Consider the following 22,024-nt stretch of genomic DNA (forward strand, 5'->3'; position numbering starts at 1 on the left):
CGCCATGCAGGACGACCACGAGCATTTTGCCAGCGACCAAAGCACAACGTCCGTTGTCTTTCGCCAAGATCTACGTGTGACACCGTGCGACGATGCACGGCAACCCCACGTGGTCGTCGAAGACCCCGTCGCGGGCTCGTTTTACCGACTCGGGAAAATCGAGTACGCGTTGGCCATTCGGCTGACCGCCTCGCGGACGATCGCCCAGGCCTATCGTGAACTGTGCGAACAATCGCCCGACCATTCATTGTCCGAAGAGGATGCGGCAGACCTGTGTCGGTGGCTGATCTCCAACGAACTGGCACACACCGAGTCCTCCAAGTCCTCCGCCCGACTCCAACGCTCTGCCGAAAAAGCGAAAACGAATCGAATCAAGCAGCACGCCAATCCGATCGCGATACGCGTTCCACTGCTGCATCCCGATCAGATGGTCGGGCGGATGATGAAGTACGTGGGCTGGATCTTCGGGCTTCCAGCGACCGCGGCGGGCATGTTGCTGATCCTGCTCGGCGGCTGCCTGGCGATCCAGCATTGGGACGATCTGACGCATTCCTCGCAGTACTTGTTCTCACCCTCGGCGCTGTACCTGTTGATCGCCGTCACCGTCGTTTTGAAGATCCTCCACGAGTTTGCCCATGCGATCGTTTGCAAACGCTACGGGGGCGACGTCGGCCAGATGGGCGTGCTGTTCATTTTGCTCGCGCCACTCGCCTACGTCGACGTCAGTTCGGTGTGGCGATTTCGTCGCCGCTGGCAACGCATTCACGTCGCATCGGCGGGGATCTATCTCGAATTGCTGGTCGCGGCCATCGCGATGTTGATTTGGCAATCCGTCGAATCCCCGCTGGTCAAACATGTGTGCATCAGCGTGATGTTGTCGGCGGGCGTGGCGACGTTGATTTTTAATGCCAATCCGCTGATGAAATTCGATGGCTACTTTGTGTTGACCGATTGGGCGCGGGCGCCGAACCTGTACACGGACAGCCAGAACTACTTGGCTCGCCTGGCCCGACGGTGGTTCTTCGGCGGTGAGTTGAAAGAACCGAAATGGCAATCCGGCTATCGCTTCGCGGTTGCCGTCTACGCCTGGCTGGCGCTGCTGTGGAAGTGTTTCGTTTGTTTCGGGTTGACGATTGCCGCGTCAAAACTCTTTCACGGCTTGGGCACATTGCTGGCCGTCACCGCCTGTGTCGGATGGATCGGCGTCCCCGCCTGGCGGGTCGTTCAATTGTTCCGCAAGGCTCCCTCCGCCGGACGCCGTCGATTCACGTGCGTGGCGACCGCATCGGCGGCATTGCTGGCCACGTTGTTGGCGGCGATCCCATGGCCGGGCGCCGCCCCCGTCCCCGCCGTGGTCGAGTATTCACCGCACGACGTGATTCGCGCCGAAGTCCCGGGCTTTGTTGACACGATTCACGTCTCCGCGGGACAACGGGTGTCTCAGGGCGAACCACTGTTGACGCTCCGCAACCCCGACCTGGTCCTGGACGCGCAGAAGCTGGAAACCAAAATCCAGCAATCCACCCTCCGCACCCGCCAACAAACGCTGCAAGGTCGGCACGCCGCCGCCCAAGCCGAGGAAACCGAACTGCAGGCACTGACGAAACAGCACCGAGAAACGACCGAACAAATCGATGCCCTGATCGTCCGCGCTCCCCGCAGCGGTGTCGTCGTCCGGCGGCGGTTGAATGAATTGAAGGGCACCTATGTCGCCCAGGGTGATGACTTGCTGGTGATCGGAGATGAATCTCAAAAAGAGTTGCGTGTGCTGATCTCGCAAGAACGGTTCGACCAGTTTCGGGACCAGGTGGGTGCGGCGGTGCGATATCGCGCCCGCGGACACGCGACGAACACTTCGTCCCTGACAAAGATCATTCCCCGGGCCAGAACGGGGATAGACTACCCGGCCCTGCTGGCCTGCAACGGCGGCCCCTTGCCGGTCAAGAAAGTCGCCAACGAGACGTCGCAATCCGGCTCGGAATTCGAACTGCTGGTGCCGCATTTCGAGGCCATTGTTCCGCTCAGCGCTTCGCAAGGCGTTGATCTGTTCAGCGGACAGCGCGCCCAAGTCTCGATCGGATCACTCGACGAGACCGTCGGATCGCACCTGTGGCGGATGCTGACCGAGTGGATGCAGTAGATTCATGCCGGGGAGCGTTCATCCGGTCCTAACGGATCTAACGAAAACGAGGGACCTGCGTTGAAAATCCATTTTGTTCGCCGGGCATGCCCTCGCAACATCAGCTCCCAGCCCGACACCTTGACTTACGGTTTGCTGCGGGCCCAGCTCGCGCGAAATTTCCCAGTCAACCCGAAGGGCGGATGAACGCAACGACTCCATCAACGTTGGCCGCTGCTGCGGCACCCATGACACGCGCTGCTTCGTTGAAGTCGAAGGAGACCGATGCGACGAAGTCCGGCCGCGTCATGATCGCCGATGACGAGCCGATCAACATCAAGTTGATTCAGAAGTATCTGCGCAGCTCGGGGTACCATGATTTTGTCACCACCAGCGAGTCTCGCGAGGTGGTCGATTTGGTGCGTTCGACACGTCCGGACATCCTGGTCTTGGATGTGGTGATGCCGCACGTCACGGGGCTGGAAATCCTGGAGACGATTCGCAACACGCCCGACCAGTCCCATCTGCCGGTCCTGATCGTGACGGCGTCGACGGACGAACAAACCAAGATCGATGCGCTCGAATTGGGTGCCACCGACTTTTTGCATAAACCGGTCAAGCCCACCGAACTATTGCCCCGGGTCCGCAACTCGTTGGTGCTGAAAGCGCACCACGACCAGATGGCCGCCTACTCCAAACGACTCGAAGCCGAAGTCGCCCAGCGGACCGCCGACCTGGCCCAATCGCGTGAAGAGGTCATCCATGTCCTGGCATGTGCCGCCGAATACCGCGACCAGGAAACCGGCAACCACGTCATTCGAGTCGGCCGATTCGCGGGAATCATCGCCAGAGAACTGGGGTGCTCGGAATCCGATTCCGAATTGATCGAACACGCCGCCATCCTTCACGATGCCGGTAAGATCGGCATCGCCGATTCGATTCTGTTGAAACCGGACAAGCTTTCCCAGGACGAGTTCGCGATGATGAAGCGTCACTGCGAGTTCGGAGAAAAAATCCTCAAAGCCCAACCGAGCGACGAAAGCGAACCGTTTCTGTTGCATTCCCGTCGCCCCGTCACCCGGTCACCCGTGTTGCGGATGGCTTCGGTGATCGCCAAAACTCACCACGAACGCTGGGACGGGACGGGTTACCCGCAACAGCTCGCCGGCGAAGAAATCCCGATCGTCGGCCGCATCACCGCCGTCGCGGATGTCTTCGATGCCCTCAGCAGCAAACGCTGTTACAAAGACGCCTTGCCACTGGATCAATGCATCCAAATCATGCGCAAGGAACGCGGCAAACATTTTGACCCCAAGGTCTTGGACGCGTTTCTGTCCCGCATGGACGAAGTGACGCAGATCGTCGTCAGCTTGGCCGACCAGTAAGCGCTTGGAGTTCACCAACCGCAGCTGTACCACCTTCCGGGCCGTCGCTAACGCTACCGTACGATGGCCCTTCCGGGCCGTCGCGAGATCGACCGTACGATGGCCCTTCCGGGCCGTCGCGGACTCGACATCGACGACCTGGAAAGGTCGTCGTACCACAACCGATCCTAAGCGTACCCGGCCGCGGCGAGCGACTGGTACACGATCAACGCCGCGACATAGGCCAAGACGGTCATGTAGATGAATTGAAAGACCGCCCATCGCCAGCTTCCGGTCTCTCGCTTGGTCACCACCTGTGTCGGCAAACACTGCATCGCCAACACAAAGAACACCAGCAAACTCAATCCGGTGGCCGTCGAAAACACCAGCGTGCCATCGGGACGCCGTTGCCGCCGCAACGTCTCGACCAACCCGGCCGGTTCCTCCGCGGCGTCTTCGCCCAATCCGTACACGATCGAAAGCGTGGACACCAAGACCTCACGCGCCGCAAACGAGGTGATGATCCCGACATCGATCTTCCAATCGAACCCGAGCGGCGCGAAAATGGGTTCGACCATCTGGCCGCATCGCCCCGCATAGGAATACTCCAGCGCCGCCTGGGCCTGTTGTTTATCCGACGAAAACGTCCGCTCCTCGGGCAGTTTCGGATACGTTGCCAAAGCCCACAAGACAACCGAGATCAACAAGATCGTCGTGCCCGCACCACGCAAAAACACCGTCGCCCGTTCCACCGTCGTGAACCAGGCGTTGCGAAAACTGGGCATGCGATAATTGGGCAGTTCCAGCACCAACGGCGCCGCTTCGCCGGGAACCACCGTCTTCTTCAACAAAAACGCGGTTCCGAACGCCGCCAGCAGCCCCAACAAATAGGCCCCGGCGAACATCAACGACGCTTGCCACGGGCTGTCGCCAAACAGCAGGGCGGCGACCATCACGTACACCGGCAACCGAGCCGAACACGTCAATAGCGGCAACACCAAAATCGTCACCAATCGGTCGCGCCACGTCTCGATCGTGCGTGCGGCCATGATCCCCGGGATCGCACACGCGTGTGCCGAAAGCATCGGCACGAACGCTTTGCCGGGCAGCCCGACGCGACGCATCAACCGCTCCATCACGAACGCGCCTCGCGCCATGTACCCCGAATCTTCCAACAGCGTGATGAAAAAGAACAGGATACAAATCTGCGGCAAAAACACGACGACACCCGCGATGCCGCCGACGACACCGTCGATCGCCAACGAACGAAAATCATCCAGCGGCAAACTGCCGATCACCAGCGACGTCAACACGGCGACCGAGGCCCACAGACGCGTCCATTTCGTTTCATTCAACCAATACGCGACCGCAAACACCGACAACGAAATCGCGGTGGCAATCGGCAACCAGATCATGGTCGCAAGCGGGCTGGACGGCAACAGATTGTCGATCACCCGGCCGGCCCAACCGAATCCGTCTTCGATCGCCGACATCGGCAGATCCGCCAACGAAAAAATCAAAAAGAACACCGACAGCATCACGCCCAACAGCGTCACCAAACCGATCCCTTGCGAGGTCAGCAATCGGTCCAGCCACTCCAGTTTGACTCCCTTGCCGGGCGTCTGACGGACCGAGGAACCCGCCACGCCATCGGCCCATTCGAAACGCGCCGCGAACGGACACCCGCCACAACCGGCGACGCAAGGTTCACGAGCGATCGGCAGCAGCGGCCTGGCCGGCTTGGTCAACTCGTAGATCGCTTCACGCAACTCGCCCAGTCCACGCGCCTTTCGGGCGCTGACCGGAATCACCGGACAGCCCAGTTTTTCGCTCAATTCGTCGAACCGGATTTCCGTTCCCGACGACTCGGCCGCGTCGATCAAATTGACCGCGACGATCGTCGGCAGATTGCGATCGAGAATCTCGCCGGCCAACACCAACGTGCGAGCGATGTTCGTCGCGTCGACCACCACAACGACCGCGTCGGGCAGACGACTCAGTTCCCCCTGGAACTCTCCCCGGATACTCCGCGCGGCAACCTCCTCCTCCGGACTGGCCGTTTCCATGCTGTACAGGCCCGGCAGGTCCACCAATTCAATCTCGCTGGTCGCTTGGCAGCGAGAATCCTTGTCCACCGCCGCGACCTGAATCATCGCCTTGCGCAAGTCGACCGTGATGCCGGGGTAGTTCGCCGTCTTGGCCCGCATCCCCGCCAGCGCATTGAACAACGACGTCTTGCCGACGTTGGGATTGCCGACCAGCAACACCACCGGTTTCGTGGCCGAAACGTCCGACCCGGGCATCGAACTAACCGTCGGAAGACTCAAGGGAGGGGCTCTGGCTTAGACGGCCGGCGCCGGAGCAGAAACCGGCGCAGACTCGGGATTCAAAGGCGAAACAGACGCTGGATCGACCAAGACCACCTTGGCCAGCTGTCGCGAAAGGCCGACGCGGGACGCTCCGATTTTTAAGATCATCGGATCCCCGCGTCCCACCAGTTCGATCATTCGCCCCTGGCAGACACCCAAACGTTTCAGCCGAACCGCATCTTGGCCCGCGGCGTGAATCTCCCTGCAAACGTAGCGACCGGGTTGGATCTCAGCGAGCGTGGTCGTGTGAATCGGGTCCGGGGGAGCCTGGACGATTGCCATCGAGTTGAACCATCCGATCGTGGGCGGGGCGGGAGCTGCAACAAAGCAGCGGCTGGAAATGAGAATCAGTCTCAATAGGATGACAGGCGGCATCCGGCCTGTCAAGCGCTTCAGGTTGTCGCACTCAATCCGCTGGCCAAGCAGGTTTGACCCCGAGACGGGTGGCAGCAAGTAGCCGGTGGCCGCCTTGGCGCACCTGAATCCCTTTCTGTCATCCCGTCCGGGATGAAAAGACTTGGCGAAGACATGGGGAAACGTATGCCCCAGCCCGTCTACGCCCCGGCGGCCAGTCCGGGCGGGGAGGGTCGGTCCGGCAGCGCTTTTTCGACCACCGCCGCTCCGACGCTGTCGCCCAACACGTTGACGGTGGTCCGAAATCGATCCAGCAACCAGTCGACCGACAGAATCAGCCCCATGTATTCCAACGGCAACCCGACGGCATTGAGCACGATCAACATCGTGACCAGCCCGGCTTCGGGGATCCCCGCCGCCCCGATCGCGGCCAAGGTGGCGGTGACCGCCACGATCACTTGCTCCCAAAACCCGAGATCAATGCCCGGCACCACTTGGGCGATGAAGATGGCGGCGGCGGCTTCGTAGAGTGCGGTCCCGTCCATGTTGATCGTCGCGCCCAACGGAATCACAAACTCGGTCGAACGTTTAGAGATCCCGGCTTCTTCGGCACATTCGAGTGTCACCGGCAAGGTTGCCGAAGAGCTGGCCGTCGAAAACGCGGTCAACAGGGCCTTGGACATCGCCAGGATGTACCGATACGGATTGTCGCGTCGGACCAGATAATAAATCGCCGGCAAGGTGATCAGGGCGTGGAACGCCAGACCTCCCACCACCGTCCCGAAGTACCAGCCGATTTGAGAGAGTTCTTCGAGAAACTTGCCCTCCGCTTGAGCCTCACCGAAACGCGCCGCGACCAGGCAAAAAATTCCCAAGGGCGCGAAATTCATCAGCAGCATCACAAATCGCATCAGTGCCGTGTTCGCTTGCGTGATCAGTTTCGTGATGCTGCTGACGTCTTCGTGCATCGTGGTCAGCATCCCCGCAAACACGATCGCAAACACGATGATCGGCAACAACTGGGTTTGCGCGGCCGAAACAAACAGGTTGTCTGTGACCAGCATCAGCACCAGATTTTTGAAGATCGTGCCGATGTTTGGCTGCACGCTCTCGCCTTGTGGCAACCCCTCCAGAACGCCACCGACTTCCACCTTGCTCAGCCCCGTCGATTGCGACAACGCGTCGACGATCTTGGATTTTGGCGAACCCTGCCCCTCGGTGTTCATCGCCTGGACGGCCGCCTGGTCAACCGTGCCGACTCCCGGCTGAACGACGTTGACGACCACCAGCCCCACCACGACCGCCAAGATGGTGGTGACCAGATAGAACCCGATCGCCGCCGCACCGGGGCGTCCGAGTTTTCGAACGTCTCCCATCCCCAACACGCCGCACATCACCGAGGTGAGGACCAGCGGCACGACGATCATCTTCAACATCCGCAAAAAGACTTCACCCCCGATTTCCAAGGACGCCGCCAGATGAGGGCTAACGAGCGCCAGTGCAATGGCGGCAACGATCGAAAAGAAAATCGCATACGCGAGCCAATTCCCGTGCGGTTGATCGTCGGAAGCCGGTGAGGAACCTGGGTTGGCGTCGGACATGAGTTTGCCGAAAGTTGCGAGGTGATGAAACGACGAACGCTTCAATCAAGAAACGGGCCGAAAAAGGGTGCGGGGAGCAGCCGAGAAAATGGATCGATCGTCCCCGAAAACACGCCCTGCCAACATACCAAACTTCAGTGCGATCGTCTGTCGATCCAACGCGAACGCACAGATTGTTAGACTATGATCTTCTCCGTCCCACCTGCTCCCCCAGCTTCACCGATCCGATTCCTTCATGAAACTCTCCCGACGCCAATTTGGTGCGCTCGCCGCCTCGTCCGCGATCGCCTTCAACCACGCCACAACCGATGCCGCGGAAACCGGACCGCTCGAAACGTTCGTTCCCTGCCGTGCGATCACCCGTGGCCCCAAAAACCATTGGTTCGGCTATTACGACAAACGCGAGTTTGATCCGACCAACACGCTTGTGCTTTCCAACGAAGTCTCCTTCGAAGGCCGTTCGCCGACTGCAGGTGACACGATTGCCGTGGGATACGTCGACACCGGCAACGGCGATCGCTGGCATGAAATCGGAACCAGCAACGCCTGGGGATGGCAACAAGGCTGCATGCTGCAATGGCTAGGCGACGACGGCAACCGAATCTTGTGGAACGACCGTCAAGGCGACTCGTTCGTTTGCCGCATCTATTCCACCGAGACAAAGAAAACACGCACGATCAACAAACCGATCTACACCGTTTCGCCGGACGGAAGATTTGGTCTGTCCGCCGACTTTCGACGCATCGACAATCTCCGTCCCGGTTACGGGTACGACGGTTTGGCCGATCCCAACGTTGCCGTTCGCGCGCCGGCCGATTCGGGGATCTGGCGGGTGGACTTGGAAACCGGCGGGGAGGAGCTGATCCTGTCGTTGGCCGATGTCGCGGCGATGCCATGGCCCGACGGCGACAAACATGCGCAAGCCTGGCACTACTTCAACCACCTGTTGATCAGCCCGGACGCACAGCGGTTCATCGTCTTGCACCGTTATCGCCCCGAGTTCGACCCCAACACGCTGCAGTTCAAAGGCGGCTTTGTCACTCGGATGTTGACCGCGGCGATCGACGGCACCGACCGATACGTGCTCGACCCCTCCGGTTACACCTCGCACTTCATCTGGAAAGGCAGCGATGCGGTCACGATGTGGACCAAGCCGGCCGGACAAAAAGCGGGGTTCTACGAGTTCGTCGACCAAACCGATCAAGTTCGCCCCGTCGGCCACGACAAGATGCCGACCAACGGCCACAACACGTATCTGCCATCGCCCTACCAGGACTGGATCCTCAACGACACCTATCCAGACCGCAAGACGCGTCGCCAGACAGTCTATCTGTATCACGTGCCTTCAGGGCGACGATTCGATCTCGGGCACATCCCCTCGCCGCCGGCCTACAGCGGCGAATGGCGTTGTGACACGCACCCGCGCAGCAGCAACGACGGCACGAAAGTCGCCATCGACAGCCCACACGACGGAGGCCGTCAGGTTTATCTGTTGGACATCGCCGAAATATTGAAGCAGGGATGATCGGGCCGTCGCAGGATCTCCCAGTACGATGGCCCTTCCGGGCCGTCGCAGGATCTCCCAGTACGATGGCCCTTCCGGGCCGTCGCAGGATCTCCCTGTACGATGGCCCTTCCGGGCCGTCGCGAACTCTACATCGACGACCTGGAAAGGACGTCGTACAAGGACGTCGTACAACGATCTGATTCTCCCCCCTCATCAGACTCCCACACCGAGACCACGTCATGACCAAACTCATTCCATCGCTCATCGCCGCTCTCGCGTGTTCGATCGCCCTGGCCACAACCGCCCGCGCCGCCGATCGCCCCAACCTCGTGATCCTGTTGGCTGACGACATGGGGTTCGGTGAACTGCAATGCCTCAATCCGCGCCGGGGCAAAATCCCGACGCCGCAATTGGATGCGATCGCCGCCGGCGGGATGGTCTTTACGGACGCCCACAGCGGATCGTCGGTTTGCACGCCGACCCGCTACGGTCTGTTGACGGGCCGTTACGCGTGGCGGACTCGTCTGCAAAGCGGCGTGCTGACCGGCGGTCCGTCCTTGATCGCCCCCAACCGCTTGACCTTGGCCAAGTTGCTTTCTACCCAGGGGTACCACACCGCCGTCATCGGTAAATGGCACCTCGGAATGCTGTTCGATGGCAAACACATTTCCAAAGCCGTCCCGGTCGGCGCCAAGGTCACCCACGGACCGCTCGACCGCGGCGGCTTTGATGAGTTCCACGGATTTCATCACGCCCGACAGATTGAAACGTGGATCGACAACGACGTCGTCACTGAAACGATCGAGCCGATTGAAATGTTGCCGCGTCTGACCAAAACGGCCGTCAAATACATTGAATCACGCAAAGACCAATCGGAACCGTTCTTTCTGTACGTGCCCTGGAGCTCCCCGCACAGCCCGGTGGTTCCGTCAAAAGAGTGGCAGGGCAAGAGTGGGCTCAACGCACACGCCGATTTCGTCATGCAAACCGATGACAGCTTCGGCAAAGTGGTGGACGCGCTGCGTGACAACGATATGTTGGACAACACGTTGATCCTGTGCAGCAGCGACAACGGCACCTCGGGGCCGACGTCAAAGATCGGCCAGCTTCAGGAGCTGGGACACTTTCCCAGCGGCGACCTGCGGGGATCCAAGGCCGACATCTGGGACGGCGGCCACCGCGTCCCGTTCCTGGTTTCCTGGCCCGGCGTGGTGCGACCGGGTTCGCAATCGAACGGGTTGGTTTGTCTGTCCGATGTGATCCGCACCGTCGCCGACATCTTGGACGTGGAACTGAGCGACAATGCCGCCGAAGACAGCATCAGTTTTTTGCCGCTGCTCAAAGGCGAAGTCGAGCATCAGCGAGAAAGCGTGGTCCATCACAGCGTCAGCGGGTACTTCGCGATTCGGCAAGGTAAATGGAAACTGTCGCTGTGCCCGGATTCCGGCGGATGGACGGGAACCCGACCGTCCAAAAAGTCCTGGGCGAAATACGAAAAGGCAGGCTTGCCGATGGTGCAATTGATCGACATGGACGGAGACTTGGGCGAGCAAACCAATCTGGCCAGGGAACATCAAGGAAAGGTGGATGAACTACACGACCTCTTGGAGCAACACGTCAAACGCGGCCGCAGCACGCCGGGGTTGCCGCAAACCAACGACGCCGAGATTGTGATCGACAAGCGGCCGGGGAAGTAGCCGCAGGGCAGGGGAGCATAAAAGGAATCCAGCAACCGTTGGCGTCTAGCCTTGAGGCGATCTCCGGTCGCTACTCTGCAGCGACAGAGGGCGGCTAAAGAGACCGTCCAGCTTAAGGCGATCGCTTTTCTGATGTACGATGGCCCTTCCGGGCCGTCGCCCGTGGGGCTCTGCGCGACGACCTAGAAAGGACGTCGTACACCCCTCCGCCGAGAATAGAGAATAAAAAAGGGTCAGGAGCCTTTTTGGAAAATTAGGCAACCGCCCCTTACCTATTCTACCTTTAATGCTCCTGACCCTTTTTCCTTTCCCAGGCTTGCCGATGGTGCAATTGATCGACATGGACGGAGACTTGGGCGAGCAAACCAATCTGGCCAGGGAACATCAAGGAAAGGTGGATGAACTACACGACCTTTTGGAGCAACACGTCAAACGCGGCCGCAGCACGCCGGGGTTGCCGCAAACCAACGACGCCGAGATTGTGATCGACAAGCGGCCGGGGAAGTAGCCGCAGGGCAGGGGAGCATCAAAGGAATCCAGCAACCGTTGGTGTCTAGCCTTGAGGCGATCTCCGGTCGCTACTCTGCAGCGACAGAGGGCGGCTAAAGAGACCGTCCAGCTTAAGGCGATCGCTTTTCTGATGTACGATGGCCCTTCCGGGCCGTCGCCCGTGGGGCTCTGCGCGACGACCTAGAAAGGACGTCGTACACCCCTCCGCCGAGAATAGAGAATAAAAAAGGGTCAGGAGCCTTTTTGGAAAATTAGGCAACCGCCCCTTACCTATTCTACCTTTAATGCTCCTGACCCTTTTTCCTTTCATGAACGACGGATAAAGTGTGGCGTCAACGCGGTCGAGCCCTCTTGAAAGCTGGTCTTTGAGGCCGCAGTAGAATCGATTTGCTTCGACCCCATCCGGGGTCGCTGAGGAGTTCGGTTTGGATTCCCGGAGGTGTCGCTGCGCTTACCTCCGGCTACCCGCTTTGATCCCTCCGGGATCGCTTCTTCAACCGAACGGATCCGCTTCAGCTGGTGAGCTCGGGCTGCCGAATGGAGGCTTGTTGGGAGCGTCACTACCGCCACGGAACGGATCGCCGCCTCCGCGTGATCCGCCGAACGGATCATCGCCCGGCGTTCCTCCATCGCCGCCGAACGGATCATCGCTGGCGTTGACGCCTCCACCACCGAATGGATCATTCATTCCGTCCGGGCCGCCGAAAGGATCGGCCTTGGGGTCAACAGGCGGTGCCTTTTGTTGCAGCTTGGCTTCGAGTTCCAGCAACTGCTTTCGATGCTTCACCAGTCGCGCCACGGTCGCTTCGATGTCACGTCGCAGCGTCTGGACGAGCTTCAACTTCTCGGCGTCAGACCGTTGGGTGCTGGCTGCGTTATCGGCGAGGCTTGCCGAGGATCCGTTTGACCGGAACGTCGCCACGCCCTGATCGGAGACCGCCAGTTCGAACACTCCCTCGACTCCTTTGACTTTTCCGTCTGCCAACACGGCTGTGGTGACTCCGGCGTCACTTTCCCAGTTGTTGATGGAAATCCCACGAATCTCCATGTCACCTTCGATCGGCTTGATGACGACGTACCGACCGGGCCGCAGCAGATCAAATCGTATGTTTCTGCCATCGGTCGATGAAGGCAAACGCACGTGTTGATAGGCAGCCCGCTCGTCACGATGTTCGTTTAAGAACTTGGCCATCGTCGACCGCGAGGTCACGGCCGAAGCGGGAGGTGTCGTCAGCGTTGGCGTGTCCCCGAAGGATTGGCGACGGAAGCTCTCCAGATGGTAGTGGGGCGACGGTTGATCACCCCATTCGGGCAGCGCGTCATCACGCTTTTCCGGGGCGCGCAGAATCAACGAACGCAGCGGAGGAAAGTCGACGGTGATCGGCTTGGGCGACTTTCCGGAAACCAAAACAATCGTGCTGGGACCGCCGCTGGTCAAAATCCTGAACAACCGATTCCTATTGACCTTCGATTGCTCCAATTCAATGGAATGTCTTGGCACGATCGCCACCCGAACCTCCCCCGGCGGGACCGAGATCACTTCGCCCAATGCGGCAGTCTGGTACCATCGAAACCGTGGACTGAATCGCCAGTCGTCGACATCAAGTTGTTTGCCCAACGTCTGTGACGAATTGAGTTCCTGTTTGTATTCTTGCAAGCTGGGATAGGCGAAGCCGTTTTGCCAACACGTCAGGACTTGGTACCGCGAACTGTCGATGCCCGACGGCGCGTCGACGATGAGTTTCCCGACGCTGCGCAGTTTGACTTTTGGTGATAGCTTCGTGCCTGCGGGGATGAAGCTGAAGCCCGATTCATGCACGGCCAAGGCTGGCGCCGTGTGCGAACTGACTCTGCGATTGCGTCTCAACATGCCGTTGACCAATTCAATGGTTCCGTCGTCCCCGGCGGTCCACGTTTGCCACGGCGGCTTCACCGGTTGCAACGGCTTGCCGTCAAGAAACGCGATGTGCGGGGGTGAACGAGAGGCTCCCGGCGAAATCGAACCATATCCCATATCCATACCATACATCTCCGCATCACCACCGCTCCCCATCATCATGTCGTCCATCATCATGTCGTCCATCCCCATGTCGTCCATCCCCATGTCGTCCATCCCCATGTCGTCCGTCCCCATGTCGTCCGTGTCCATGTCCATGTCCATCATGTCCATGTCCATGTCCATGTACATTCCAATCGCCCCCTGAACCAGCGTTCGATAGAACCTGGTGCCGCTAGCCGGTTGACCGTCGGGTGTCAAAAAGGTGACGTCGGCTGCGGTGGCAACATGGGCCCCAAACAGACAGCAGAAGAAGATGAAGAGGGTGGTGCGATTCATGAGTCAATTCCGTTGATAAGCGTATTCGTTCGAGGGGTTTTAGTCGGGGAAATTCGATCGGTTCAAATCCCCGGGGGGATTCGTGGGATCATCCGTTTGACGCCAGCTGTCGCGCATTGCATCATTCTGCCCCGAATCGTTCTGCCATCCCTCCCCTGAGTCCTTCCAGCTGACGGGGCACGGTGGCTGCGTGGAGAGGTAGGAAGATTGGCAGCCGGTCAGCGCTCAAGGCGGATCCGGAAGCAGAGAATGCAGTTCGGATTCCAAACGCGGCAGCGTGGTTTGGTTCAATTGGTCCAGCTCCGCTTGGAGTTGCTCGAGATAGATGTCGGTTTCGTCGGCAATCGAGTTTGATGGTGCTTCGGTGACCAATTCGGGCGGCGTGATCGGTTCGGATGGCAGCGGTTCGGCCCCGTCCGCTTCAATCGGAGTGGTGTCAAGTGGCTGGGCAGCACTTGGTGCTTCCGGTTGCGGCGCAATACGGGAAACACCGCCGGACGCATCAAACATCATCCAGCCCGCTCCGGCGATCAGGATCGTGGCCAGGAAAATTGACGCGATCGCCGCAATGCGTTTCGGCTTTGCATCGTTCACGGATAACTCCTCAGGGATCGGGGCGGATCCGCCTTCGGCGAGATGCCTCTGACAGGCTTCGATCCATTCGGTCAGTTGTTCCGCCGAAGGCCGATCCGCAGGGACAGTCGCGTGCAGTTTCTCGATCAAGCGATTCACCCAGTCGGGAAGGTCACGGCAGTGGTCGGAAAGGACTGGCAGCTGAGCATCGGCGATTCGGCGAACGATCGCGTGCGTGTGCAGGCCGGACATCGGCGGCTGCCCGACCAGCATGGTCCATAGCACCGTTCCCAACGAATAGATGTCACCGGCCGGGCCGGCGCCACAGCCGGAGGCTTGTTCGGGCGACAGGTAGATCGGTGTGCCGGCAAAGGTTCCCGTCGCGGTGCACGTCGCATCGGTTTGAACCTTCGCCAAGCCGAAATCGGATAGCACAGCACGTTCGGTTCCAGCGTGCAGTAAAATGTTGGCGGGTTTGACGTCTCGGTGCACGACACCACAGGCATGTGCCGCCGCCAGCGCGGACGCGACTTGACGCATGATCCGCAGCGTTTCATCAAGCGGCATCGGGCCCGAATCGCGAATCCGCTGCTCCAAGGACTGCCCGGCCAAATACGGCATCACCAGATAGGGAACGTCGCGGTACCGATCGACGTGATAGATCGAGATCACGTTGGGATGCACGACCGCGGCGGCCGAGCGGGCTTCGCGTTCAAGCGTCAGCAAGGTCTCGGGTGATTGCCAGTACTGGGGCTGTGGGATTTTGATCGCGACGACGCGGTCCATGTCGATACTGCGCGCCTTGAGCACGATTCCCATTCCGCCGCTGCCGACGACGCCCAAAATCTCGAATCGTCCCAGGCGACCGAGCGAGCGTTCGTCGTCGGTGGGACCGAGCAGCGTTTGCACCAGCGAAACGATCGCCGGGCTGGATGGTTCGCGCGGCGATTGTTCCAAACCCTCCGCACCGCCGTCGTGCCAATCGTGACTGGTCAGCCCCGTCGACCGCAGCGCATCGCGAGAGAGACAGAAGAACGGGTCGTCGGCTGACAAACGAGCCACCACCGATTGGCAGAGATCGCAGCCATCCAAATGGTTCAACAAGTCCTGTTCGTCCACGGCCACGTTACCGCTGCCGGTCAGCCAATCCCGCCAGGTTGATTCGTCGGGGCAGTTCGCTTGGTCGACCATCACGCGTCCTCCATCTGACCGGCGTCTTCGAGTTGTTCGATCTGCGTGACGGCATCGCGCAAGCGACGAACGATCCGGCTGCGGATGGCATAAACCGAACCGATCGACCGTCCCGATTGGTGGGCGGCTTGTTCGATCGAAAGACCGTCGACGTGGGTTTGCCAGAAAATCCTCCAATGCTCCGCGTCGACCTGGGACTGGACCTTTCCGGCGGCGGTGACAAACAGGTGCTGTTGGTGCTGCCGATTCCACTCGATCCGCGATGCATCATCGACGATCGCTCGTTGTGAGAGCGAGAGCTGGGCACTGGTGCCGCCGGTGCCACGCTTGGACAGATGCCGCGTGACCAAATTCAGCAACACGTTTTCCGCGATCCGTCGCAGCCAGGCCCGAAAACGTAGCGGACGCGTTTGATGGTCGGCGGCGGAATCACCGGACCAGCGACTGGCGGCGCGAAACACCCGTGCCATGACCTCGGCGACCAGCGTTTCGGCATCGCTGTGTTGCAGCCCACGGCCCCGTGCGTAGCGGTAAACCACTGGGCGATAGAGCGCATCGAAGCGGTTCCAGGCGGCATCGTCGCGCGGGTCCGCCAAACGCTGGACGAGTTTCGTTTCGGTATCCGGCCAGTGGTGCATTCGATCGATTCTCGCAGAGCGGAGGAGATCGTGTGGGGGGGGAACATGTGAAAGACCCCAGCGGAAATGACTTCTGACAAGAAATCTTTCCTGATCACGAGAATATCGATTCTGCGGTGGACCATCGCCCGGCGCGCGGTGCCGTGCCGCCTCGGTCGACAGCTGTCAATCTGGCATTGCCTCTCTGGGGCCCCAAAACCGCTCACCGGCGACGCTGCCAAAAAAGGTTTTCGAGGAGATCCGCTCGCTGCAAAGCTTGCTTTTTACGAGGAAAACGCGTCGTCGCACTTGGCAGACCGGCATTTTCTGCGAGTCGAGCTTTCGACTGGCACGTCCTTTGCTTTTCGATCTCACCGACGCCTCACACGGCGAAAACGACAGGCAGATCGGACGGCGGTCGCCTGCCAGGAACACCCTCAACATTGACACGTTCAGCACAACCCACTGCGGCCCGAGAGCGGCAAACGCCACGGCCGAATTCAATCGAACAATCCACTTTTTCACGGAGATGAAGCGTTATGGCTCAGGGCGAAAAAATCATCGGCATTGACCTCGGGACGACCAACAGTGTGGTCGCCATCATGGAAGGCAGCGAGCCGAAAGTCATTCCCAACCCCGAAGGCAACCGGCTGACGCCCAGTGTGGTCGCGTTCACCGACAAGAAGGAAACGATTGTCGGCGAACCCGCACGACGCCAAGCGGTCACCAACCCCAAACGCACCGTCTATTCGGCCAAGCGTTTCATGGGTCGACGCCACCACGAAGTCGAGTCGGAAGAGAAGATGGTCCCCTACGGTGTCACCGGGGCCGCCAACGAGTACGTCAAGATCGAGGTCGGCGACGAGACCTTCACGCCGCAAGAAATCTCGGCCAAAGTGCTTCGCAAGCTGAAGGAATCCGCCGAGTCCTATCTCGGTCACAAGGTCAACAAGGCCGTGATCACGGTCCCGGCCTACTTCAACGACGCGCAGCGCCAAGCGACCAAGGACGCCGGGCAAATCGCCGGTCTGGAAGTCGCGCGGATCATCAACGAACCCACCGCCGCCGCACTCGCCTATGGACTCGACAAAGCCAAGGACGAAAAGATCATCGTCTTTGACCTCGGTGGCGGTACCTTCGACGTTTCCGTGTTGGAAGTCGCCGACAGCGGTGACGAAGAAAACGAAAGTCGCGTTTTCCAGGTCATCAGCACCCACGGAAACACGCACCTGGGCGGTGACGACTTTGACGAAGCGTTGATCAACTACGTCGCTGACGAATTCAAGAAAGAAAACGCGATCGACCTGCGCAACGACCCGATGGCGTTGCAGCGTTTGCAGGAAGCGTGTGAAAAGGCCAAGAAAGAACTGTCGAGCCTTCCCGAGACCGACATCAATCTGCCCTTCATCACGATGGACCAAGCCGGTCCGAAACACCTGACGATGAAGATCACCCGCAGCAAGTTCGAAGAGCTGATCGATGATCTGGTCGAAAAATGTAAGAAACCCGTCATGGATGCCCTCAAGGACGCCGGGTTCTCACCGAGCGACATCGACGAAATCGTCTTGGTCGGTGGTAGCACGCGGGTTCCCAAGGTCCGCGAACTCGTCAAGAAGATCTTCAACAAAGAGCCCCACCAGGGCGTCAACCCGGATGAAGTCGTCGCCATCGGTGCCGCCATCCAGGGCAGCGTTCTGGCCGGCGACCGGACCGACGTCCTGTTGCTCGACGTGGCGCCGCTGACCTTGGGGATCGAAACCGAAGGCGGCGTGATGACCCCGCTGGTCGAACGCAACACCACCGTCCCGGTCGAAAAGAAAAACGTCTTCAGCACCGCTGCGGACAATCAAACCGCCGTGACCGTTCGCGTTTTCCAAGGGGAACGCAAGATGGCCGCCAACAACCGGCTGCTCGGTGAGTTCAACCTCGACGACATCCCGGCCCAACCGCGCGGCGTGCCGCAGATCGAGGTCAAGTTCGATATCGACCAAAACGGGATCTTGAGCGTTTCGGCGAAGGAGCTGAAGACGGGCAAAGAAGCCAAGGTCGAAATCAAGGAAGCCGGCGCGCTGAGCGATGACGAGATCGAAAAGATGCGTCGCGATGCCGAGCAGAACGCCGAAGAAGACCGCAAACAGTTCGAATTGGCCGAGGCCCGCAACAAGGCGAATCAGCAGGTTCACCAGCTCGAAAAAGAGATGTCCGAACATGCCGACAAGCTCTCCGACGATGACAAAGAACCGCTCAACAAAGCGATCGAAAAAGTCAAAACGGCGTCGGGCACCGACGATGTGAATGCCATCAAACAGGCGACCGAAGAGTTGGACGCCGCAGCCAAGGCGTTCAGCAAAGTCTTGTACGAAAAGACCGCCGCAGCCGGTGGCGACGCAGACGCCGCGGCCGCCGGAGCCGCAGCACCCGCGGGCGACTCCGACGACGACGATGCCATCGACGCCGACTTTGAAGTCAAGAGCTAAACGACGACAGGTTGTCTGAACGATCAAACGCCATCGACCGGCACAACACCGGTCGGTGGCGACGACAGACGGGTGTCATGTCGCCCGTCTTTTTTTGCGCACCGACCGAACCCCATCACCACCAACAAGTAGGGCATGCTGTGCATGCCAACCGCAGGGCATGCTGTGCATGCCGGGGGCCGTCAGGCACAGCCTGACCGACGCCCACTGAGTCAATGGTGAGCCGCTGGCCGTAAGGCCTCGGGCGGGCGCCAGGATGCCCGGCCGCTTACGCGCCCGCGGCTCACTCAATCGACAGGCCGCTTGCGCCGTTCCGCTCACTCATTCGATGCCAAGCCAGCCTACCCACCAGTCAACCACGCAGGAGCACTCGCGATGACCTTCCGATTCGACAAACTGACCACCAAAGCCCAGGGCTTGATCGCCGAAGCACAGGGGCGTGCGACATCGGCCGGCAATCCCGAAATCACCTCCCTGCACCTGCTCTCGGCCATGCTCGACGAAAGCGGCGGCATCACCGGCGCGCTGCTGTCCAAGATGAACGCCGATGCAAATCAATTGCGAGAATTGACCACCAGCGAGTTCGACAAGTTGCCCAAGGTCACCGGCGGCCGACAACCGAGCATTGCTGCTGAACTGCAATCGGCCCTCAACGAAGCCGCCACCAGTGCACAATCGCTGAAAGACGAATTTGTCAGCACCGAGCATCTGCTGCTGGGGATCGCCAAAGCCAAAACGAAAGCCCAGAGCCTGCTTTCGCTGTGCGGCGTCAACGCCGACGACGTTTTGAAAGCGGCCAGCGAAATCCGGGGCAGCGCACGCGTGACCGACCAGAACGCCGAAGACACCTATCAGGCGCTCGAAAAATACGGCGTCGACCTGACCCAACTCGCCGCCGCCGGGAAACTCGATCCGGTCATCGGCCGGGACAATGAGATTCGCCGGGTGATCCAAGTGCTGTCGCGACGCACAAAAAACAATCCCGTCTTGATCGGTCAACCCGGCGTGGGAAAAACTGCGATCGCCGAAGGCTTGGCCCTGCGGATTTTCGAAGCCGACGTTCCGACAAGTTTGAAAAACAAAAAAGTCATCGCGCTGGACATGGGAGCCCTGGTCGCGGGGGCAAAATTCCGCGGCGATTTCGAAGAACGCCTCAAAGCCGTGCTGCGTGAAGTCAAGGATTCCGACGGACGCGTGATCCTGTTTATCGACGAACTTCACCTGGTCGTCGGTGCGGGCAAGGCGGAAGGTTCACCCGACGCGGCCAACTTGTTGAAACCCGAACTCGCCCGCGGCGCACTCCGCTGTGTCGGTGCGACGACGCTGGATGAGTACCGGCAACACATTGAAAAAGACGCCGCACTGGAACGGCGGTTCCAACCGGTTTACGTCGAAGAGCCATCGGTCGAAGACTCCATCGCCATTCTCCGCGGGCTGAAGTCGCGCTACGAATCCCACCACGGCGTGCGGATCACCGACAGCGCCCTGGTGGCCGCCGCGACGCTGGCCGATCGCTACATCGCCGATCGCTTTTTGCCGGACAAGGCGATCGACCTGGTCGATGAAGCGACCAGCCGATTGGCGATGGAAAAAGAAAGCGTTCCCGAACCCATCGACCGCATCCAACGCCGGTTGCGCCAACTGGAACTCGCCCAGCGACAGCTTCAAGACGAAGACGCCGGCGACACATCGATCTTGGCTCGCCGCGAAGAGATTCAATCCGAAATGGAATCGCTCGGCAAAGAACTCGCCGACCTGAGGGAACAATGGGAAAGCGAAAAGATCGGGCTTGAGGGCGTGCAGTCGATTCGCCAGGAAGCCGAAACGCTGGCGCACCGATTCGCAACCCTCGACGCCGAAGCCAAGCAGACTCAGCTGCGCGGCGAGAACCCCGAGGACTTGTATCGCGAGATGTTGGAAGTCCAATCGCGCCAGGCGGAACTCGAATCGAAACTGGAAGAAATCGAAAAACGCGATCAAGGCTCATCCGCCGAAGCAGCGTCCGACGAACCCGAGCGGCGGTTGCTGCGTCGCGAAGTGACGGCGGAGGAAATCGCCGAAGTGGTGTCGGCCTGGACCGGTGTCCCGGTGAGCCGAATGATGGAAACCGAGCGGGCCAAATTGCTGGTCATGGAAGAGCGGTTGCACACCCGTGTGATCGGTCAAGACGAAGCCGTTCGCGCCGTCTCCGATGCGGTCCGTCGCAGCCGCAGCGGGTTGGCCGACCCGAACCGACCGATCGGATCCTTCTTGTTCCTCGGACCGACCGGTGTCGGCAAGACGGAACTGTGCAAGGCGCTCGCCGAAATCATGTTCGACGACGAGAACGCGATGGTGCGGATCGACATGTCCGAGTTCATGGAACGACATAGCGTCGCGCGGATGATCGGTGCACCTCCCGGATACGTCGGTTACGAAGAAGGCGGAAAGCTGACCGAAGCCGTGCGTCGACGTCCCTACACCGTGATCCTGCTCGATGAAATCGAAAAGGCACACCCGGACGTGTTCAACATCTTGCTGCAAGTGTTGGACGACGGCCGATTGACCGATGGCCACGGACGCACCGTGAACTTCACCAACGCGGTGATCGTCATGACCAGCAACGCGGGAAGCCAAGAGATCCAGCAGATCGCGGCCGACGGAGGAGACGAAGAAGAGATGCGGGAGGCCGTTGAACAGGCACTCCGCACGCGGTTCTTGCCCGAGTTCCTCAACCGCATCGACGACACCGTCATTTTCCGTCCGTTGAACCAGGCCCAGATCCGTCAGATCGTCAAACTGCAACTCGAACATCTCGGACGCCGTTTGCAGGACAACGGGCTCACGCTGGAAGTGACCGATGCGGCAATTGATGAGATCGCCAAGACCGGATACGACCCGACCTACGGTGCACGCCCGCTGAAACGCGTGATCCAGCGCGAGGTCCAGAATGAACTGGCGACCGCGCTGCTGAAAAGCGAATTCGCCGAAGGCAGCACCGTCACGGTCGACCACGACGGAATGAACTACGTGTTCCGGTAAGGCTCGGCTCAAGAGACCGTCCAGCTTAGGGCTAGCGCGAAACGCGACAAATCTGAATGATCTGACCGAATGGGTGAGAGGTGGTCTGCGGAGGGGTGTACGACGTCCTTTCTAGGTCGTCGAGCAGAGCCCCACGGGCGACGGCCCGGAAGGGCCATCGTACATCAGAAAAACGATCGCCTTAAGCTGGACGGTCTCTTCAGCCGCTCTGGTTCGCCGCAGAGCAGCGACCGGGGATGCCCCTCAAGGCTCATGTCGGAAAAGGCCCGTTGGCATGCACAGCATGCCC

At 60.0% G+C, this 22,024-nt stretch carries 13 protein-coding genes; 7 read left to right on the forward strand and 6 right to left on the reverse strand.

The window, feature by feature from the left end; all coding sequences use genetic code 11:
• Positions 1-4 precede the first annotated feature (4 nt).
• Together Enr13x_RS29175 and Enr13x_RS29180 are read left to right on the forward strand one after the other, a co-directional pair.
• Entirely contained in the window at positions 5-2,140 is a 2,136-nt protein-coding gene (locus Enr13x_RS29175) for an efflux RND transporter periplasmic adaptor subunit (protein ID WP_231744455.1), read from the forward strand.
• A 182-nt stretch (positions 2,141-2,322) separates the two neighbouring features.
• Entirely contained in the window at positions 2,323-3,504 is a 1,182-nt protein-coding gene (locus tag Enr13x_RS29180; protein WP_197455436.1) for an HD domain-containing phosphohydrolase, read from the forward strand.
• A gap of 167 nt (positions 3,505-3,671) precedes the next feature.
• On the opposite strand, the gene feoB is transcribed toward Enr13x_RS29180, so the two are convergent.
• From feoB to Enr13x_RS29195, 3 genes are all read right to left on the reverse strand, one after another.
• Positions 3,672-5,786 carry a ferrous iron transporter B gene (gene feoB, locus Enr13x_RS29185; RefSeq protein WP_145390372.1) on the reverse strand — a complete coding sequence of 705 codons (2,115 nt, stop codon included), beginning with the start codon at positions 5,784-5,786 and terminating at the stop codon, positions 3,672-3,674.
• A gap of 39 nt (positions 5,787-5,825) precedes the next feature.
• Positions 5,826-6,134, reverse strand: a complete 309-nt coding sequence (locus Enr13x_RS29190) for a FeoA family protein (protein ID WP_197455437.1) — start codon at positions 6,132-6,134, stop codon at positions 5,826-5,828.
• A 272-nt stretch (positions 6,135-6,406) separates the two neighbouring features.
• Entirely contained in the window at positions 6,407-7,807 is a 1,401-nt protein-coding gene (locus tag Enr13x_RS29195; protein ID WP_145390374.1) for a dicarboxylate/amino acid:cation symporter, read from the reverse strand.
• A gap of 235 nt (positions 7,808-8,042) precedes the next feature.
• Here Enr13x_RS29195 and Enr13x_RS29200 point away from each other — a divergent pair, with 235 nt between their 5' ends.
• From Enr13x_RS29200 to Enr13x_RS29210, 3 genes are all read left to right on the forward strand, one after another.
• The gene (locus Enr13x_RS29200) at positions 8,043-9,332 is read left to right on the forward strand and encodes a hypothetical protein (RefSeq protein WP_145390375.1); all 1,290 of its coding nucleotides are present in this window, start codon (positions 8,043-8,045) and stop codon (positions 9,330-9,332) included.
• A gap of 221 nt (positions 9,333-9,553) precedes the next feature.
• Entirely contained in the window at positions 9,554-11,011 is a 1,458-nt protein-coding gene (locus tag Enr13x_RS29205) for a sulfatase family protein (RefSeq protein ID WP_145390376.1), read from the forward strand.
• Between the two features lie 322 nt (positions 11,012-11,333).
• Complete coding sequence (locus tag Enr13x_RS29210; RefSeq protein ID WP_145390377.1) at positions 11,334-11,519, forward strand: hypothetical protein; 186 nt, start codon at positions 11,334-11,336, stop codon at positions 11,517-11,519.
• A 495-nt stretch (positions 11,520-12,014) separates the two neighbouring features.
• On the opposite strand, the gene Enr13x_RS38360 is transcribed toward Enr13x_RS29210, so the two are convergent.
• The 3 genes from Enr13x_RS38360 to Enr13x_RS29230 form a co-directional block, all read right to left on the reverse strand.
• Positions 12,015-13,856, reverse strand: coding sequence for a hypothetical protein (locus Enr13x_RS38360; RefSeq protein WP_197455438.1), 1,842 nt, complete (start codon positions 13,854-13,856; stop codon positions 12,015-12,017).
• Positions 13,857-14,081: 225 nt separating this feature from the next.
• Positions 14,082-15,620 carry a serine/threonine protein kinase gene (locus Enr13x_RS29225; protein ID WP_145390378.1) on the reverse strand — a complete coding sequence of 513 codons (1,539 nt, stop codon included), beginning with the start codon at positions 15,618-15,620 and terminating at the stop codon, positions 14,082-14,084.
• Positions 15,620-16,258 (reverse strand): RNA polymerase sigma factor, encoded by a 639-nt coding sequence (locus tag Enr13x_RS29230; RefSeq protein WP_145390379.1) that lies wholly within the window; start codon positions 16,256-16,258, stop codon positions 15,620-15,622. The genes Enr13x_RS29225 and Enr13x_RS29230 overlap by 1 nt, the downstream gene beginning before the upstream one ends.
• A 518-nt stretch (positions 16,259-16,776) precedes the next feature.
• Here Enr13x_RS29230 and dnaK point away from each other — a divergent pair.
• Complete coding sequence (gene dnaK, locus Enr13x_RS29235) at positions 16,777-18,714, forward strand: molecular chaperone DnaK (RefSeq protein WP_145390380.1); 1,938 nt, start codon at positions 16,777-16,779, stop codon at positions 18,712-18,714.
• Positions 18,715-19,089: 375 nt separating this feature from the next.
• Positions 19,090-21,735, forward strand: a complete 2,646-nt coding sequence (clpB, locus tag Enr13x_RS29240) for an ATP-dependent chaperone ClpB (RefSeq protein WP_145390381.1) — start codon at positions 19,090-19,092, stop codon at positions 21,733-21,735.
• The last annotated feature ends 289 nt before the right edge of the window (positions 21,736-22,024 follow it).

The organism is Stieleria neptunia, from assembly GCF_007754155.1.
GTDB lineage: Bacteria > Planctomycetota > Planctomycetia > Pirellulales > Pirellulaceae > Stieleria > Stieleria neptunia.

Excerpts from the sequence above, each read along its gene's own strand:
- dnaK (WP_145390380.1), top strand. The coding sequence starts at position 16,777 with ATGGCTCAGGGCGAAAAAATCATCGGCATTGACCTCGGGACGACCAAC.
- Enr13x_RS29205 (WP_145390376.1), top strand. The coding sequence starts at position 9,554 with ATGACCAAACTCATTCCATCGCTCATCGCCGCTCTCGCGTGTTCGATC.
- Enr13x_RS29190 (WP_197455437.1), bottom strand. The coding sequence starts at position 6,134 with ATGGCAATCGTCCAGGCTCCCCCGGACCCGATTCACACGACCACGCTC.
- Enr13x_RS29200 (WP_145390375.1), top strand. The coding sequence starts at position 8,043 with ATGAAACTCTCCCGACGCCAATTTGGTGCGCTCGCCGCCTCGTCCGCG.
- Enr13x_RS29230 (WP_145390379.1), bottom strand. The coding sequence starts at position 16,258 with ATGCACCACTGGCCGGATACCGAAACGAAACTCGTCCAGCGTTTGGCG.
- Enr13x_RS29180 (WP_197455436.1), top strand. The coding sequence starts at position 2,323 with ATGAACGCAACGACTCCATCAACGTTGGCCGCTGCTGCGGCACCCATG.
- Enr13x_RS29175 (WP_231744455.1), top strand. The coding sequence starts at position 5 with ATGCAGGACGACCACGAGCATTTTGCCAGCGACCAAAGCACAACGTCC.
- Enr13x_RS38360 (WP_197455438.1), bottom strand. The coding sequence starts at position 13,856 with ATGAATCGCACCACCCTCTTCATCTTCTTCTGCTGTCTGTTTGGGGCC.
- Enr13x_RS29195 (WP_145390374.1), bottom strand. The coding sequence starts at position 7,807 with ATGTCCGACGCCAACCCAGGTTCCTCACCGGCTTCCGACGATCAACCG.
- Enr13x_RS29210 (WP_145390377.1), top strand. The coding sequence starts at position 11,334 with ATGGTGCAATTGATCGACATGGACGGAGACTTGGGCGAGCAAACCAAT.
- clpB (WP_145390381.1), top strand. The coding sequence starts at position 19,090 with ATGACCTTCCGATTCGACAAACTGACCACCAAAGCCCAGGGCTTGATC.
- feoB (WP_145390372.1), bottom strand. The coding sequence starts at position 5,786 with ATGCCCGGGTCGGACGTTTCGGCCACGAAACCGGTGGTGTTGCTGGTC.
- Enr13x_RS29225 (WP_145390378.1), bottom strand. The coding sequence starts at position 15,620 with ATGGTCGACCAAGCGAACTGCCCCGACGAATCAACCTGGCGGGATTGG.